General features: G+C 55.4%; 11 protein-coding genes and 1 pseudogene. 2 read left to right on the forward strand and 10 right to left on the reverse strand.

The window, feature by feature from the left end; genetic code table 11:
- Positions 1-41: 41 nt before the first annotated feature.
- From BBPC_RS09385 to BBPC_RS07195, 7 genes are all read right to left on the reverse strand, one after another.
- The gene (locus BBPC_RS09385) at positions 42-1,094 is read right to left on the reverse strand and encodes a hypothetical protein (RefSeq protein ID WP_004221403.1); all 1,053 of its coding nucleotides are present in this window, start codon (positions 1,092-1,094) and stop codon (positions 42-44) included.
- Positions 1,095-1,170: 76 nt separating this feature from the next.
- On the reverse strand, positions 1,171-2,244 hold the full coding sequence (locus BBPC_RS07170; RefSeq protein WP_004221401.1) for a hypothetical protein: 1,074 nt from the start codon (positions 2,242-2,244) through the stop codon (positions 1,171-1,173).
- 167 nt (positions 2,245-2,411) lie between these two features.
- Positions 2,412-3,917, reverse strand: coding sequence for a hypothetical protein (locus tag BBPC_RS07175; RefSeq protein ID WP_004221400.1), 1,506 nt, complete (start codon positions 3,915-3,917; stop codon positions 2,412-2,414).
- 35 nt (positions 3,918-3,952) lie between these two features.
- On the reverse strand, positions 3,953-5,734 hold the full coding sequence (locus tag BBPC_RS07180; RefSeq protein WP_004221398.1) for a S8 family peptidase: 1,782 nt from the start codon (positions 5,732-5,734) through the stop codon (positions 3,953-3,955).
- Positions 5,735-5,791: 57 nt separating this feature from the next.
- On the reverse strand, positions 5,792-6,262 hold the full coding sequence (locus BBPC_RS07185) for a hypothetical protein (RefSeq protein ID WP_004221395.1): 471 nt from the start codon (positions 6,260-6,262) through the stop codon (positions 5,792-5,794).
- Positions 6,263-6,358: 96 nt separating this feature from the next.
- Complete coding sequence (locus tag BBPC_RS07190) at positions 6,359-6,646, reverse strand: WXG100 family type VII secretion target (protein ID WP_004221394.1); 288 nt, start codon at positions 6,644-6,646, stop codon at positions 6,359-6,361.
- Between the two features lie 42 nt (positions 6,647-6,688).
- The gene (locus tag BBPC_RS07195; protein ID WP_022245615.1) at positions 6,689-7,000 is read right to left on the reverse strand and encodes a WXG100 family type VII secretion target; all 312 of its coding nucleotides are present in this window, start codon (positions 6,998-7,000) and stop codon (positions 6,689-6,691) included.
- Between the two features lie 442 nt (positions 7,001-7,442).
- On the opposite strand from BBPC_RS07195, the gene BBPC_RS07200 reads away from it, so the two are divergent.
- On the forward strand, positions 7,443-8,711 hold the full coding sequence (locus tag BBPC_RS07200) for a ubiquitin family protein (RefSeq protein ID WP_004221380.1): 1,269 nt from the start codon (positions 7,443-7,445) through the stop codon (positions 8,709-8,711).
- 8 nt (positions 8,712-8,719) lie between these two features.
- Positions 8,720-11,398 carry a type VII secretion protein EccB gene (gene eccB / locus BBPC_RS07205; RefSeq protein ID WP_004221378.1) on the forward strand — a complete coding sequence of 893 codons (2,679 nt, stop codon included), beginning with the start codon at positions 8,720-8,722 and terminating at the stop codon, positions 11,396-11,398.
- A 161-nt stretch (positions 11,399-11,559) separates the two neighbouring features.
- Here eccB and BBPC_RS07210 read toward each other — a convergent pair whose 3' ends face one another.
- The 3 genes and pseudogenes from BBPC_RS07210 to BBPC_RS07220 form a co-directional block, all read right to left on the reverse strand.
- Positions 11,560-12,369 (reverse strand): hypothetical protein, encoded by an 810-nt coding sequence (locus tag BBPC_RS07210; RefSeq protein WP_004221377.1) that lies wholly within the window; start codon positions 12,367-12,369, stop codon positions 11,560-11,562.
- A 228-nt stretch (positions 12,370-12,597) separates the two neighbouring features.
- The gene (pepN, locus tag BBPC_RS07215) at positions 12,598-15,207 is read right to left on the reverse strand and encodes an aminopeptidase N (protein WP_004221376.1); all 2,610 of its coding nucleotides are present in this window, start codon (positions 15,205-15,207) and stop codon (positions 12,598-12,600) included.
- Between the two features lie 195 nt (positions 15,208-15,402).
- A pseudogene (locus BBPC_RS07220) lies at positions 15,403-17,142 on the reverse strand (ribonuclease J); the annotation flags it as partial.
- Between the last annotated feature and the right edge of the window lie 176 nt (positions 17,143-17,318).

A 17,318-nucleotide genomic window follows, 5' to 3' on the forward strand; every position in this document is an offset into this window, starting at 1 on the left:
GCAATGCAAGTCATAACGATGCGGTTGGAAGGACATGACGATTATCTTCCATCGGACGATCCACCGGATGCCCCGGCAAACGCTACGTCATTCGACGTACTGCCAGTTCCACCGTTCGACGTGCCTCCGCCAAAAACGCTCAGCATGCCCTCTGTTTTTACGGAAAGCCGTTGCATAACCATGAGGCATACACACAATCCGTTAAGGGCTTCATACAGATTGTTAAGATATTCCACGATATCGGATGCCCATTGAATCGCCTGGGTGACTTCCGCAGCGACAGTGACCGTAGCGAGCACCGGACCGGCTCCAGGAATAATCAGCTCACCCGCAATAAGCTTCAACAGCGAAATGATTTCACTCAACGTGTCGAATATCAGATTCAATGTTTTTTCCGCATTGTCCGCCAAAGCGTTCAACGCCTGGGCCATTTCCGAACATGGCTCCGGAGCTTCCACAAGCGCGTCGGCCACCGCCTCATTGCGAACAACATATATGTCCGCGGCCTGCCCAGACCACACTGTCTCGTCGAGACTATTGGAAATTTCCAATAACGCCGTCTGCACTTCAGGCAGTGTTTCAGCCAGCGACTGCCATTTTCCCGCAGTATCGCGAAGCTCATCCCAATCGCCGAAGAATGGTTTCCTGACCCACTCATCTATAGGACTGACACCAAACAATGCCTTGCAAATGAAGTCAACACCTGAGATGGCAATGCGAAGCGTAGTAATCCTGCTATCCAGCGTTTTCGCCAAATCATGCGCACTTTGACGAGTCAAATCCCCTTCCAAAGATTCTGTGAACCTTTTTGACGCATCCTCGAACTTCTGGCTTTTCCTTCCGATGTCTTTCTTATCAAGTCCTGTTTTTTCCAGGATTCTCCCAACCACTTTGTCGGCTGACGTGTAGCCAAATTTCTGCCCGGAAAGGAGGGCTGAGGCAGCCTTTCCCACTTTCCTACTGTCATAGGCCTCACCGACTTTTTGATAAAACTTCAAGTCGCGTTTAATGTCGCTTAAATCGTCTGGAACATCGATGGTAATCGGGCCGAAATGCAAGTCGTTGGCAGAGCCATCATCTTCTTTTGCAGCCATACTCTTCCCCTTGTGTATAGTTTGAATGTGATATTTACCCGGTTACGGCCGGATATGCTTTGCACAGCATCCTGTTTTATTGAATCGTCGTGCGTTCAGGTAGCTGAATGGTTTCTCTGTCTTCGTACAAGGCACGAAGCTCATCCGCCGTTCTTCCCAGAGGATCTTTAGCTGCGATGCTTTGCCAGGCTTCATCCTCGGCTTGCTTACGCATGGCTTCCCTTGCCGCTTCGGAATCTCCGACGCGGACGGCGACATCGTAATCGCCGTCATTGTCGTAGTCGAGGGCAACGTACCGCGAATCTTCATCCTCATATACGCTGAAACGGGCATTCGCGCCTGAATCGGAGTTCATGGACACGTCGTCCACGCCATCGTTGTCCACATCCAGATCAAACGAAGCGGATCCTGTTTTGCTTGCATCAGAAGGCATCGGAATGGTGGAATTGTCACGCTTTGTCAGAGTAACGGAACCATCCGCCCCAATCACGGCATGCGTATTGCCATCAGTGAGATTCAGAGAGTAGTCGTCTTTGGCGTTTCCATCCACATCCAATCCAATCGTGGTTGGTCTTGTTGGAAGTGGAACCTCATTGAAAATCGGATAAGTGTTCGATTCCGCCGCATCACGCGCACCATCAGATGTTGTTTTTTTCTGATCATGGCCGAATTCTTGCGATCCCGACGCCATTGCACCAGAACCTGTCGCAGATGATGCCGGACTTCCTGCCGCTTCGGAACCACCGTCGGATCGACCATTAAACTGATCCACTGGCTGATATTGCTTGCTTTGCAAGGAATCAGCTCTTGAGCCACCACCATTGCCAAAGCTGCCGCCATAGCCGGAATTGCCGCCTATTCCGCCATTTCCCTCGGACCGTGCGTTATGAGGATCCGAGGAATCCAACTTGTCATCCACCTGCTGAAGCAGTTGCAGAATCTTCTTCAGCGCTTCAAGTATCTCCTCTTCAGTGGTGGTGGAATCTTCTACGGTCCCCTGTATGGCCGAAGCAATCAATTTCAGCATTGCTTCAACGTTGGCCAAGTATTCTTGCGTAGACTGCTTCGCCGCTTCATACGCCGGTTCCAGGCATTTGAGAATCAGCCCGAAATTCGGGGTTCCCGCAGACACAAACTGCGCTTTTGCCATAGCGAACTGTTGTGCGGCCTGTTCATAGTTTTTCGCCGACGTTTCCAGATCGGACGGGTCAACGCATATGCATGAGGAAGACACTGCCTTCGCTCCTTTCCTGTTCAACAAGAGAACGTTTTGTTCAACGACGTGCGGTCATGCGCATAGCGCATTCCGCCCATGCCTCATTCACCGGGACGCCTGCGGTGACCTGCCATGGCCGCCAACGGCTTGGGCTGGAATTCTTCTTCCTCTTCAATGGTCGGAGCAATGTAGCCCAAGGAGTTGCGCCTCTTATCCTTGCTCTGAGACGCACCGCCACGCCCCATACCCATCATTCCCGGAGTGTTTGCACGAGATGACGCCGCAGCTTCGGCACGCGCAATTTCTCCCTTGCGCAATCCCGCAGCCATACCGGTTGCACCTTTGATCGACGAGGATGCAATGGACGCCTTGACCGGATTGTTCGCATAATACGAACCGACGCCGGAGCCAGAAACCGCTGCCATGGAAGCTTCAGACAGCGCTCCGGAACTTGAACCAGCTCCACCTGCGAGCTTGGATACGGCTAACGCTCCACCGGCACCGATGCCAGCGCCAGCGCCAGCCGCCACCGCAGTACGCCCGATTCCGGAACCCGATCCCGCAGAGCCTCCGGACATGCCGCCATGGGCGGAACCGGAACCGTTATAGCTCATATCGCTATCCACGGCCATGTGGTTCCGATACACGTAGCGGCCTGTTGCCGGATCGTATACGTATAGGTTACGGTCAAGCCAACGTCCGCTTGCCGGATCATACACGTATTTGCTTGTGTCGATCCATTCACCGGTGTTCGGGTCAAACATCCGACCATTATGGCTATTGTTATTGTCACCGCCCGTATCGGCAGCGTCCGTAGGGTTGTTACGTGGAGGAAGAGGCGGCGTAGGGCTCACGTTGGGGCGAGAAATTGAGGCCGAACCTGATTTGGGGGTATTGGAGAATTTCGATGATGCGACAGCCGCACCGCCAGCGGCCGCGAGGCCAGCGCTACCTGCTACGGCAGCTGAGATTCCAGCGTCGCCAAACGAGGCGGGATACACATCTTCGATTTCCGAAGAATTGTTTTCACCATCCTGTGCTGGCCACAGGCCGTTGATGTCGACGACTGGAGCTTCATTAACTCTGCGCCTAGGGTAGTTTTCCTTCCTTTCTAATTCAATCCGTTCAAATTCTGCTTCAGCCTTTTTTTCTCGCTCATTAGCAAGCATATTTGAAATTATGTTAACGCCCGCTTCGCCGATTATCCCGGTTAATGTTCCCAATCCAGGAACGATAATATTCAATGGCGTCTCAGCAGACTTAATGGCTTGTTCAATATCGCTAGTCAGTCTAGTGCCGGGCAGCTCCACATTCCTTGCATCGTCGATCGCCTGATTGCATGCGTCAACAATCCGAAATAGATCAGACAAGGCTGTTGGTATGTTCGCTTCCTCAATGCCTTTGGAAATTTCTCGAACGCATTCCAAAGCTACCTTTTGGGTTTCGCCCCCAAAAACATAACCTTCTTCAAGTTCCTTTTTCATGGTTTTGAGTTTCGCGGCGGCATCATCTATGACTCGTTCAAACCGTTTGAAATCGTCAAATTCCTCAATAGACCACTTGGCGGTATTGGCGATATCTGACAGTTTTTCCTCATATGTTTCCATGAATCTTCCTCTCGTGTCTTCTTACCCGCTATCGTTTATTGCCTAGGCGGCAATGGCGGTTGAGGAACGTGCTGACCGACCTGCCCGTTCCCAGCCTGCGTTGGAGGGTACGTGTACCCGGCCGGCGCACCGGCGTTCGGATACGAGCCAGTGACGGGAGCGGACCGCGCCGCGGGCCCAACATACGGCGGCGCCACACCATACGGGACCGGCGGAACACCAGACCCACCGACAGGACCGGCCGGCACAATACGGCCCGCATCCCTCGCACGCCGCATCCTGCGGACCAGCACCACCGCCAGAACCACGCCAGCCAACACCAACACGCCGGCACCCGCCAGCACCACGGGAACCACCCACGACGGCACCACGGACGAACCCGAAGCATCCGACGCCATATCCCCGGCGACCTTCCCATCCTCCTCATCGGCCGTGGCCGTCGCGGAATACTTCATGCAATCGCTCCCGCCGTCCGCACGGCACGACTCCACCTTCTCCCACGCGGCCTGCTGACGCTGCAGCTCACGACCCACCAAAGCCGTATCGGGCGTGTACATGACCGTGTCGCCATCAGGCGAGAACTCCCCCGTATCCGCAACCCCATGCTCGCCCAGCGGGGACGGATACTCGTACATGCCCTTGGTCTCCTCATGCTCCCCGCTCGTCTTCACGGCCCACTCCAGAAGCGGATTCACATCCGGGTACTGGGCCGGATCGACCGACAGCAACTTGCCTGGATCCACGATCCCGAAACCACGCTTGTGTTCCGGATCCAGTTTCGGCCCGCTCGACGCGTTCCCCTTCGTGTTGCGAATCAGGGACTGCAGGATCTGGTTGCCCGTCGCATCCGGCCACCGCTGCATCACGAGCGCGAGATACGCGCTCAGATTCGCCGCCGCGGTCGACGTGCCGCCGCCAGTCAAATCCATCTCACGCGAATCCGTGCTTCGGTAGGACGGCACGCCCACGCCCGGACTCAGCACCGACACGTTCCCGTCCATCACATCCGACGACTCCTGCAGATTCCCCGCCGAATCCACCGCGTTCACCGTCACCTCACCGGGGAAATAGTTGTTCATCCCCGGCTCGCCGACCAGGTCGTACATGCCGGCCCTGACAGAGTTGTCCCTCGCCGAGACCACCACCACGCCGTGACGCAGCGCGTACAGGATGTCGTCACGCACCCCGCTAGGATCGCCGATGTCATCCACGTACGACATGTTGATGATCCTCGCGCCGGAACTCACCGCGTCACGGATGCTCGGCTTGTCCAAGTCAACACCCTTACCGGCATCATCCACACATATATCCGCTCCCCCTCCCAATCGTCCTTCACGTTGGTAAAAGACCATGTAGGCGGTCACGGAAGCGCCGGGCGCGATGCCTTGGATGCCCGCGCCGCCGTCCCATCCATTGCCATTGCCCACGATCAACGACACCACACTCGTACCATGGGTTATCACGAACCCGCTGGACGAATCAAGAGTGGGATCGTCCGCGGACGTGGTCTGCGACGGATCGGACTTCCTATGACACGGCTGGTTGCTCTCGGTCATGAGCTTGTACGACACGTCCGCGCCCGCCAGCGCGGGATAGTCGGACACAATCGGATCGTCAAGCACCGCGACCTTCACGCCCTTGCCCGTGATCCCCTGGGCCCACGCGTCACGCACGCCCATATCGTCGATACGCCAATCCACACCATCCGAAGCCACCGCCGACGGCACACACAACCCCACACAAGCCAACACCGCCACCAACGCCGACACCACGCCGCGCACCTTTCGCACATGCGATGCACACAAATCTCGCGTCATCAATAACCCCTTCTCGTATGGAAATAACAAACGCAACACGTCACTTAATCAGCAAATTCAAAGAGTCTTCGGCGGTAGCGGAGGAATCGAAAGCACATTCACCACACTATCCACTAATGACAGCAGCGGCTCAAACGCCTCATCGCTCTCGTTCTTCTTAGAAGTCTCGTGTATGTCGGATGCTTTACCCTTTGTTTTTCCAACAACAGGTGCAGCCTCCTGAACTGTTACCTCAGCCTTATTGATAGAAGCCACCTGCTGTTCTTCGGCCTGTTCAAATATTTTCGCAGCGCTGCAAACGCGCTGCGAAAAACCGCTCATGGCTTCGCCTATATTTGCCCCGGTTCCCTGCAGCAGCCGGGTATACGCGGAAGCGCTCCTCATGAATTCCTTGCCAAAAGCAGTATCGCGGCTATACGCTTCCTGGCCGCAACGCCCTGCAGATTCAGAAACCGACTCGCCATATGAATCCATGTCATTCGCTATCGCACGCGCATTGTCAACATCCGCTTTGATTTCAACTACCATGCCCGATCCGCTCCTCGTCAACACCCATATTCCCAACCGGAAAGATTCCGTGTGCGCCCCACACCTTTCGTGGAACACACACGGAATCACACGACATCAGAAACGACCCGCCGAACGCGCGTCAGACTCCACGTACTGCTGTGCGATCTGTGAGGTGGCTTGGGAAATCTGGCCAAGAATCTGATTCATTTCCTGCAACTTGCCATCCCAATTGCGTTGCGCCTGATGATATGCCTCACGAGCGGAACCGTCCCACTGACCAATCAAAGCGCTCACCTGGCTATTGAGGTTTTCAAGCTCCTGAGCAATGCTCTTGGCATCGGCAGCGATATCGCTCGCCAAAACATCCACCTGCTCCGGACGAACCGAAAAAGAACTTACCATAATATGTTTTCTCCTTGAGCTTTCTAGTTCAATTCGATGATGTCAGCCAAGCAACGCCTGCAACTTGGACGTACGGGACTGGTTGTCTTCCTCATTCGCAGCCTGATCCTTGGCTGTACCCCGTAGGTTATCCGAAAGATCAATGAGAATATTGTTCAAGGACGTGGCCTTCTCCTGCCAACTGGACATCAGCGCGTTGAACGACACGGCCGCGTCACCACTCCAGAAAGAGCCCAGCTCCGCCATCTTCGCTTCGATATCTTTGATTCGGTTCTCGATACCCGAGCGCGCATTGTCGACCGCAGTGGCACCCTTCTCAATTGCCCCTTCTTCGGCTCTGATCTGTTCCGCCATCTTGTTTCCTTCCTTGGAGGCATTCTTTCTTAGGGAAGCCACAATGAGACACGACTCCCCCAAGGAATAACAATAACAGCAATAACAAATTCAGTAAAATTTAAATTCATTAAGTATCCAAAACCCGAGATGAACTCACGTCAATCGTTTGACGTTAACTTAAAAGTCACTTAGTCATAGCAATTTTACTGAAAATTAAGCAATTTTTTCAGAAACAAATGACAATCACTGCAAAAATGCAATCATTTTTCTCAATGCCTTATAGTTGTATTGTTTATAGACACGATACAGCGCCTTACGGCATTCTCTAAGGAAGAGCATGAACATCTCCCTGCCACCGCTCCCGCACGGAAGACAAAATACCCCATCTTCACCCCCCATCAATACGACAGATACACTCCAAATCACCGTCTCCTATAAAACGCGCACAATCGCGCTGCGGGTGAACGACGGCCCCATCATCGCCGATCTTCTACCAGACATAGCCCGACGACTCGGCATACTCGATCCGTCGATCGTGTACGGAGGGTACAGGCTGCTCACCAGCGACGGCGATCCACTCTCCCCCGCAAAGACTCTTCGCGAACAACACGTTCCAAACCACTCCACGCTCACGCTTGAGCCCGGAGCATCATCAGACACCGACATCATTTACGATGACGTCGTAGAGGCAGTAGGCGCCAGCGTACAGCACGTATACCGCCCTTGGACCAGCGACCACACCACATTCACGTCACTTGTCATCGGCCTCGGCATGCTTGTTATCAGCGCCGGATGGATCGCGCTTTCCCCCGCATCCATATGGGCATCGGTTCTCGCATTTGGATTCAGCGCAATACTTCTAGCGCTCACAGCCGCATTATGCGGCAAAAACCTGCTCGTGCAATCAACCGCAATCGGACTCATCGCCAGCATTTTTACTGCGATTGGCGGATATCAACTTGTCAACCTGCTCGCAGGCAAACAGCCACTGCATGCCCTGCCACTTCTTGGAGCGAGCCTGGGACTCGCCGCCGCAGGCATACTCATGAGTCTCGCCGCATCCAAAACACGCCCATACAGTTATATTCCCATTTTGATAGGTGCCATCTGCGCCATACCAAGCGTCCTCAGCACACTCATGCCGCAGCAGATGGGGCATATCTGGATCCTCACATCAGCCGTAACCGCACTCACCGCGAGCGCCCTGCCTTGGATGTGTCTGTCTTTTGCGAGAATCAGCGTAGACAGTCCGCATAGCGAATCGGAAATCTTCGCGCTTCCTAACGACATTGACTACCAAGACATCAAACGTAGATATATAGCAGGCTCGACCATGCTCTTCATCGGACGAATCTGCGTCGCCGCGCTGCTGCTCATAGCGGCACCGCTCCTCAACACGTTGGACACGCCACTCGGGTCAGCATTATGCCTCGCCGCATTCCTCGGCATGCTGCTCGATTCCAGGCAGATCTATACGTTCCGCGAAATGTGCGTAACTGTAGGCGCCGCAGGCATAGGAATCATCGTGACCGGATCGCTCAGCGTGCAAACGCATCAGGAATTCAGCATTCCGCTGATTCTACTCATGCTCGCATGCGCCTTCGCGACCATACTGTTCACCTATGTCTTACGCAAGCATACGCTATTCGCCACACGCGTGGCGGACGCCGCAGAAACCATATGCATCATGCTTATTTTGCCGCTCGCATACCTGGCAATCACGCTGTAAGGACGCTCATGGCCAACAAGAAAGACCTTGCCGAAGCTCAAAGCTACTCGCGCCGCAGACTTGTCACCGCTTTCAGCAGCGGCATTCCAGACGGCGTGGAACTCACTCCGAAGAAAAACCAGTCTCCCGTAATAGCGGGTGTAGGGCTTACCGTCATAGCAATACTTGTCAGCCTTTTCTACGGCATGGTAAGTCCATCATTGCCAGACGGTTGGGAGAACAACAAGCTCATCGTCGCAAAAAACTCAGCGGCACGATATGTCAGTTCAAATGGAACGTTGCACCCCGTCATCAATGCCATCAGCGCACGACTGCTCATTCCGTCATCCGACTTCAAAGTGCTCACGGTAGCCGACGACCAGCTCAAAAACATTCCTATCGGTTCCACCATAGGCATCCTCGGCGCGCCAGATTCGCTACCGGAAGAAAACAATCTCATCGCAGGATCCATCAATAGCTGCGTCTCCGACAGCAACATCACAACCACACTCAGCAACGCTTCGTCTCAAGTCACAGACACGGCAACGGCAATTGTCGCCAATGTGGACGGCATCAGCTACCTCGTCAACGGAAGTCACCGATACCAGCTTCCTCAGGAAGCGACCTTACGAGACGCGTTCCTCAGAGCATTCGGCATTCCCGAAACCGCTTCCACCGACGCAACCGCACAATGGATCAACCTGTTCGAGCAAGGAAGCCCGATCGAACAAATCTCGGTGGACGGAGCAGGCAACAGCATTACCGTCCACGGCGTTGAAGCGCTGGTCGGCAGCGTAGTCATGCAGCAAGGCGATGCCAAGAAAACCAAATATGTGGTTCGTTCCGATGGATCGCTTTCCCCACTCACCGATTTTACCTACGGCCTGTACATCACGGGAAAAACGGATGAATTCACACAGCCGAACGTTCTCAGCGCGGCCGACTTCCAATTCTTCTCAAACTCCACCGAATCCGCAATTCCGGAAGATTGGCCCTCCGAAGAGCTATCGGCAACATCCGGAAACGTCTCCGCGTGCGCAATCTACAATTTGGAAACGGCAGGAAGGAAAAAAGCCGACACCCATGTAAATTTAGCAGTCAAACAAAACAACTCAGCACATAGCGGCACATCCAAAACAAACCCGTCAAGCAATACCAGTTCAACAGTGAAGCTCAAAGGCGGCACCGGAGCATTACTGCAGGCCTCCATCGGCACATCCGACAAAGGCTACATTTTCGCCGTGGATTCCACAGGAACCGCGTATCCCATTGCGAATGCCAACAAAGAAACCCTCAAACGGCTTGGATACGCCAAAAACGACGTGCAAGCCATTCCCCGCGCATGGATAGACCTATTTAGCCAAGGCGTCGAACTATCAGCCCAAGCAGCAGGATCCGCTCCAGGAAGCAACCAATCCAGCGCATCGCAAACAAACGATGGCGGCAATGCGTCGTCATCAACCGCCGATACGACCACTGACGCAGCCACTAACGCAACGGATGATCCTGAAACAGGCGCCGCATCGGCAGACGCGCAAGCACAATGCCAAGCCGGCGTCGAAAACTACATCAATGACACTCCTTGGACCAACACGCTCTTCGACTTCGAAACACTGCACCGTCAATCCACGGGCAAAGGCGTAACCGTGGCGGTAGTCGACTCCGGGGTAGATGTGGATAATCCACATTTGGCAAACGCCGTAACACCTGGGGTAAGTCATATTTCAGGAGACGCCACCAACGGCATGACCGACATATACTCCCACGGAACCATCATCGCAGGAATCATCGCGGCGCGTGCAGTAGACGGGTCGTCCGTAGAAGGATTCGCCCCAGACGCGACCATACTGCCGATCCGCATATTCGAATCACTCCACGAAGAAAACGGAAAGCAAACCGGCGGACCAAGCATGGAAGACGTCAGCAAAGCGGTAATCGAAGCCGTGGACCACCATGCGCAAATCATCAATATTTCATTAAGCGACATCACCGATCTTCCTCAAATGAGGCGAGCCGTGGATTACGCAGAATCACATGGCAGTCTCATCATCTCCAGCGCAGGAAACCGGCTCACGTCAGCCAGCACCAAGGACGGACGACGATTCCCCGCAGCCTACAGCCAAGTCGTAGGAGTCACCGCCGTGGATACGGATTTGAATATCACCGACGATTCCGTCCACGGCACCCAAGTGGACATCGCGGCCCCCGGCGCATACGTTGCCTCAACCGTCCCCGGCGGCGTGGACTGCCTTTACGCCACCGACGCAGCCTCAACAAGCTTCGCGACCGCATATGTAAGCGGCGCGGCAGCCCTCATCGCCTCACAATATCCGAATGAAACACCCGCACAATGGCGGCAACGACTGCTCGTTTCAGCGAATCGACCAAATTCCGACCAGCGAGACAACAACATTGGATGGGGACTGGTGGACCCACAAACCGCGCTGAACATAGCGCTTTCCGACAGTCTTCGAGGCCCGACTTCAACAGGTGGCATGCACGCCCAGAATAATGCCGAAACGTCCATGAAACCGCTTGTATTGCACAAAATCCAAGATCCTGATACGAATTTCAAACGATTCGTGGAAGCTGCCAGTATCGCCGTGTTTTGCGCGTATATGGTGGCATGGCTTGTACGGACCGCGCGAAAGACCGCGCGAAAGAACACTTCGCAAAGTATATCAACAAATGAGCATAGTTTTAACTAGAATAATTAGATATTTTCAGATAGTCATTTGAAATTAATGCCGATCTGAACACTTATTCATAGAGAAACGAACGGCATCCGCCTTATGCAGTCCCTCGCGAAGTAATCACTCGCCCATAGGAAAGGAAGATCATATTAGCGTCCCATGGCGCTGACGCCCATTCAGCTCGTTTTGCCACCGTACGACAGTCCGCCGGAATACACCCACATGCCGTAGTGTGCGGCACGCGGATCGTTCTCCAACGGAAACCGCGGGTCGCACTGGTCCGGCCAGACGATGTCGCCCATGCAGGGTGCCGGGATTTCCCGCTGCAGCTGCTCGTAGTAGACGCGGTAGGCGCGGAACAGCTCCAGCTCCGTGTACGGCTCCAAGGCGCAGTGCATGGCGACATGCGGTTCGCGGCCCGCTTGCAGCATTCGGTTGATCCACGCGTACAGGTACCCCTTGTAGACGAAGAATCCCGGCTTGTGGGGGAACGTGTTCATCAGGTCGAGCATACGTTTCGAACATGAACCGTTACGCAGGTCGGCGTATGGCGTCCATGCCAGCTCGCCGACGCTGCATGCGGCGTATTGGAACAGGTTCAGGTCAACGGTCAACGGGAACGGGGCCCTTACGGCGACCCCTCTTAGACCGAATCGTGAAATCATCGGATCCACCGATCGGAAACGATACCGTCCCCCATCGGCGAACTCGTCATAGTACAGAGGCTCGCTGTCCAGAACGACGCCATCCCAGCCGTCGCGATGATGGGCGGAACGACAGTAGCAGTGTTTTTCGTACAGTCCACCGGTCCAGCCGCGTATCGGCTCGTTCCAGCCGCCCATGCACATGTAGACCAGCCATCTAGGCAGGGGATAATAGGAGCCCGTCGAGCCGACATCCTCCACCCAGCCACGCTCCTCAAGCGAATACGGGTCGTCCACCTGACGCCAGCCGAAAAAACCGTCTCGTTCCGATACCAGAGACATATTTGGCTCCCATCTGCAAATTAGTGAGAATGGATTCGGCCTGACCGTTATGGAAACCAGCTTTTGTTTGGGATGGCTTGTTTGGAGGCGAACCAGCCCGGACTGGCAGCGGGATAAGCCGCGCCGCCGGTCCGGTCTTGTAAGGCAATATCACAAGAGTGATATCAGATGCAGTTATCAGAAGTAGCTACTAAGAATAGCTACCGGAAGTGGCATTTAGAAACGGCATCAGAGGGACGCGTTGAAATCGCGCACCTTGAGCGTGCGGTGCGACGATTCGACATTGCCGCGCACAATACGCTGCAACGCGTTGTCGGCGTCCGCATGCGAAGCCAGCCAAGCATCACCGAGATCCACCAGCGTGGCCGGATCGGCATAGCTCGGATACAGGCCTTCCAGCAGGGCCTCAGCCATGTGGAAGGTCTTGTTCTGCCAAATCCAGTCGGCAACCTCGAAATACTTGGCCGCATACGGTTCAGCCAAGTCGACGCGCGGAGTGGAGGCGAAGCCTCGAGCCACGGATTCAAGCTGCATGTTGGTCAGCTCATCGTTGTGCAAAGCCTCGTTCCAAGCCCATTCCTTGGCCTCCGCAGTGCCTGCGACCGCGCGAGCGCCCAATGCGAACTCACGGTTCTCAGTGGTTTCACGTTTGGCAAGCTCCGCGTCGATATCGCTCTGGCCGATGGCGTTGATTGCGCTCAGCGCGTTGATGATGGTCCAGCGGAAGTTGTTGTCGATTTCCAAGCCATCAAGCTTCACGGAACCATCGAGCAGACCCTTCGCATTCGCTTCGAATGCGGCGTCGCCCGGCTCGCCATAACCCAAGTAGGCGGTGATCAGCTGGAACTGCTCGTCGGAACCGGCTTCGGCAGCCTGAGCCAGCTTGAACAGTTCGGCAGCCACATGCTCCACCACTTCGGCACGGTCGGCCGGAGCGGTGTAATGCCATGCGGTGGTGCTGACCTGCGCCAGAGCGTAACGGAACGTGGTGGACTCATGTTCCGTGGCAAGCGCAGCCAAAGAGGTTTCGATGAACTGCTTTGCCGGCAATTCGCCGTCACGGGTCATATCCCAGAATGCAAGCCAAATCACGGAACGAGCCAACGCATCGTCGAAACGATACAGGTTCTCCGCAGCGAACTTGAGGCTCTTCTCGTCGAAGCGCAGCTTCGTGTATGTCAAATCGTCGTCATTCACCAAAATCAGCGCCGGACGTGCCTTGCCGGCAGCCGCTTCGACAATCGTCAGTTCGCCGTCAACATCAAGTTCGAACTGGTCGGTACGCACGATCTTGCCGGTTTCCGGATCCTCATTGTAGAAGCCGACAGCCAGACGATGTGCGCGCAGCACCGGATGCTCAGTCGAAGCGGACTGGCGCAACGCAAGCTGGCGAATCGTGCCATCCTCGTTTTCCTCAACTTCGGTGGCGATGGTGTTGATGCCGGACTGTTCAAGCCACTGGGCGCTCCACGCCTTGAGATCGCGGCCGGACGTCAACTCGAGTTCAGCCAGCAGATCGGCGAGCGTAGCGTTGGAGTACGCATGCTTGTTCAGATAATTGTTGATGCCCTTGAAGAACTTCTCACGACCCACATAGAACACGAGCTGCTTCAACACGGAAGCGCCCTTGGCATAGGTGATGCCGTCGAAGTTGACGTACGTGTCGTTCAGATCGTTGATCGGCGCGACGATCGGGTGGGTGGTGCTCAGCTGGTCCTGGCGCAGTGCCCAGCTCTTCTCGCCGGAGCTGAATGTGGCCCAAGCGTCCTTCCATTCCGTGGCTTCGGCAGTGGCGAGAGTGGACGTGAACTCGGCGAAGGATTCGTTGAGCCACAGGTCGTTCCACCACTTCATGGTCACGTAGTCGCCGAACCACATGTGTGCAAGCTCGTGCAGCACGGTGACCACGCGGCGCTCGGCATACGCGTCGGTGACCTTCGATTCGAACACGTACTGGTCGCGGATGGTGACCATGCCGATGTTCTCCATAGCGCCGGCGTTGTATTCCGGCACGTAAATCTGGTCGTACTTGGCGTACGGATACGGCACGCCCCAAGTCTTCGCATAGAAGGCGAAACCCTTCTTGGTGATGTCGAACAGGTAGTCGACATCCTTGGCGAACGCTTCGGCGAGCGCCTGACGGCAGTACATGGACATCGGCACGGTGCGTCCGTCTTCGTTGGCGTATTCGGTGTGCCATTCGGCGTACGGTCCTGCGCAGATGGCGGTGAGGTAGGAGCTCATGGTCGGCGTGGATTCGAACACCCACAGCTTGGTGGTTTCGGCTTCGTGCGTGCCGAGCGTGCCCTCTTCGGTAACGGTTTCATTGTCGGTCACGGATGCGGCAGGCATGTTGGAGGTGACGATCCACGACTTGGCTGCAAGCACGGAGAAATCGAACACGGCCTTGATGTCGGGCTGGTCGAACACGGCATACACGCGGCGGGCATCCGGCACTTCGAACTGAGAGTACAGGTAGATGTTGCCGTCGGAAGGGTCGACGCTACGGTGCAGGCCTTCACCGGTGTTGGAATACTGGCACAGTGCCTTGACGGTCACTTCGTTGTGCGCTTCGAGGTTCTTCAGTTCGATACGGCTGTCGGCGAACGCTTCGGCCGGATCGAGAGTTTCGCCGTTGAGTACGATTTCGCTCACTTCGGTGGCGATCAGGTCAAGGAAGCTGGTAGCTCCCGGCTCGGCGTCGAACGTGATGGTGGTTTCGGAACCGAAATTCTTGGCTCCACGGGTCAGATCAAGTTTGACCGTGTAATGAACCGGTGCTGCGATAACGCTTTTGCGTTCTTCCGCTTCGATTCGGGTGAGATTTGCTCCTGGCATGTCACTCCTTATTTGTGTTGAGATTCCTATTTATTGAATAGGAGACGGCGCAACCGGTTGTGCCGGTTACGCCGTCCTTCTTTTGATTATGTAATCAACAATTATTGACGATCTGTCGATATTTCAATATTATTCCAATATTGATTTCGCTGGAATCGGCGATATTGCGAAAAATATTGACTATCTGTCGATTCATCATTGCGCTGCGTTCAATCCCATCGCTTCGTCAACATCCTGTGCGATATCGGCAACGACCGGAACGATCATCGGCTTGCGATGCAGCTGACGTGCGACCCAGCTACCCAACGTACGACGCATGATCTGCTGCAACTTGTATGTATCGTGCGTGCCAGCCATCATCGCATCCTGCAATTGCTCGACGATCTGATGACGAACCTTGTCGAATTCGCTTTCGTCTTCGGCCACCGCGTTGAGATAGATCTTCGGACCTGCGACAACGTCAGCCGTTTCCGTATCGACGACGACGAAGCTCGACACGAAACCTTCCGTGCCAAGAATACGACGCTTCTCAAGCTCGTCCTCGGTAAGTTCGCCAACGGAATCGCCATCGACGTACACGTAGCCGCATGGCACGGAACCGACAACAGCAGCTTGGCCGTGGTACAAATCGACCACATCGCCGTCTTCGGCAAGCACCACATTCTGCGGATCGACGCCCGTCTTGACCGCGATCATGCCGTTGGCCACCAAGTGACGGTTCTCGCCGTGGATCGGCATGGCGCACTTCGGCTTGACGATGTTGTACATGTACAGCAGTTCGCCCTCATTGCAGTGGCCGGACACATGCACGGCGGCATTGTCTCGATTGACCACACGAGCGCCAAGCTGCACCAGCTTGTTGATGATCTTGTACACGCCATGCTCGTTGCCCGGAATCAGGGAGCTCGCAAGAATGACCGTGTCGAATTCGTTGATGGTGATGTCGCGATGATTGCCGTCGGCGATACGGCCAAGCGCGGCCATCGGCTCGCCTTGGGAACCGGTGCACATGTAGACGAGCTTGTCGTCCTGCACGTCATGGGCCTTCTTCAGGTCGATGACCGTGTCTTCCGGAAGTCTCAAGTAGCCCAAATCCGCAGCGATGGACATGTTGCGAACCATGGAACGGCCCACGAACACCACCTTGCGACCGTACTTGTGGGCGGCGTCGACAACCTGCTGCACACGGTGCACATGGCTGGAGAAGCTGGCCACGATGATCTTGCGTGTGGCCTGGGCGAACGCCTGATCAAGAGCTGGGCCAATGGTGGTTTCCGGCTTGACGAAGCCTGGAACCTCAGCGTTGGTGGAATCCATCATCAGCAGATCCACGCCCTTTTCGCCGAGCTTGCCGAACTCCACCAAATCAGTGATGCGATGGTCGAGCGGCAGCTGGTCAAGCTTGATATCGCCGGTATCGATGAGGCTTCCGGCCGGAGTCTGCACGAACACAGCCAGAGCGTCCGGAATGGAATGCGTGACGTTCACGAACTCAAGATTGAACGGACCGACCTTCAGCTTGTCACGACCCTTGACCTCAACCAGTCGCGGATTGATGCGATGCTCCTTGCACTTGGCTTCAACGAAAGCCAACGTGAGCTTGGAACCAATCAGCGGAATGTCGGGGCGGAGCTTCAGCAGATACGGCACGCCGCCGATATGATCCTCGTGGCCGTGGGTAAGCACCAGAGCCTCGACCTTGTCGAGACGATCCTTGATGTAGTGGAAGTCAGGCAGAATCAGATCGACACCCGGCTGCTCCTCTTCGGGGAAAAGCACACCGCAGTCGATGAGCAGCAGGTGACCGTTGTATTCGATCACGTTCATGTTACGGCCGATTTCGCCCAGGCCACCAAGCGGCACGATGCGCATGGAGCCCTTACGGTACTTCGGCGGAGCGATCAACACGTCATCCTGCTGGGGCGCGGTGGTCTGCGGAGCAAGACGGGAATTGCGACGGCTTCCAGCAGAAGAGCTTGCCGCGCTGGAGTTCTTGGGACCTCTGGAGTTCTTCGTGTTCTTTGCGGCCTTCACGTTTTTCGTGCTCTTCGAGCCCTTGGAGGAGCCGCTGCCGTTGCCGCGAGAACCGCCACGAACGGAACCGGACGCAT

Source organism: Bifidobacterium pseudocatenulatum DSM 20438 = JCM 1200 = LMG 10505 (genome assembly GCF_001025215.1).
Taxonomy (GTDB): domain Bacteria; phylum Actinomycetota; class Actinomycetes; order Actinomycetales; family Bifidobacteriaceae; genus Bifidobacterium; species Bifidobacterium pseudocatenulatum.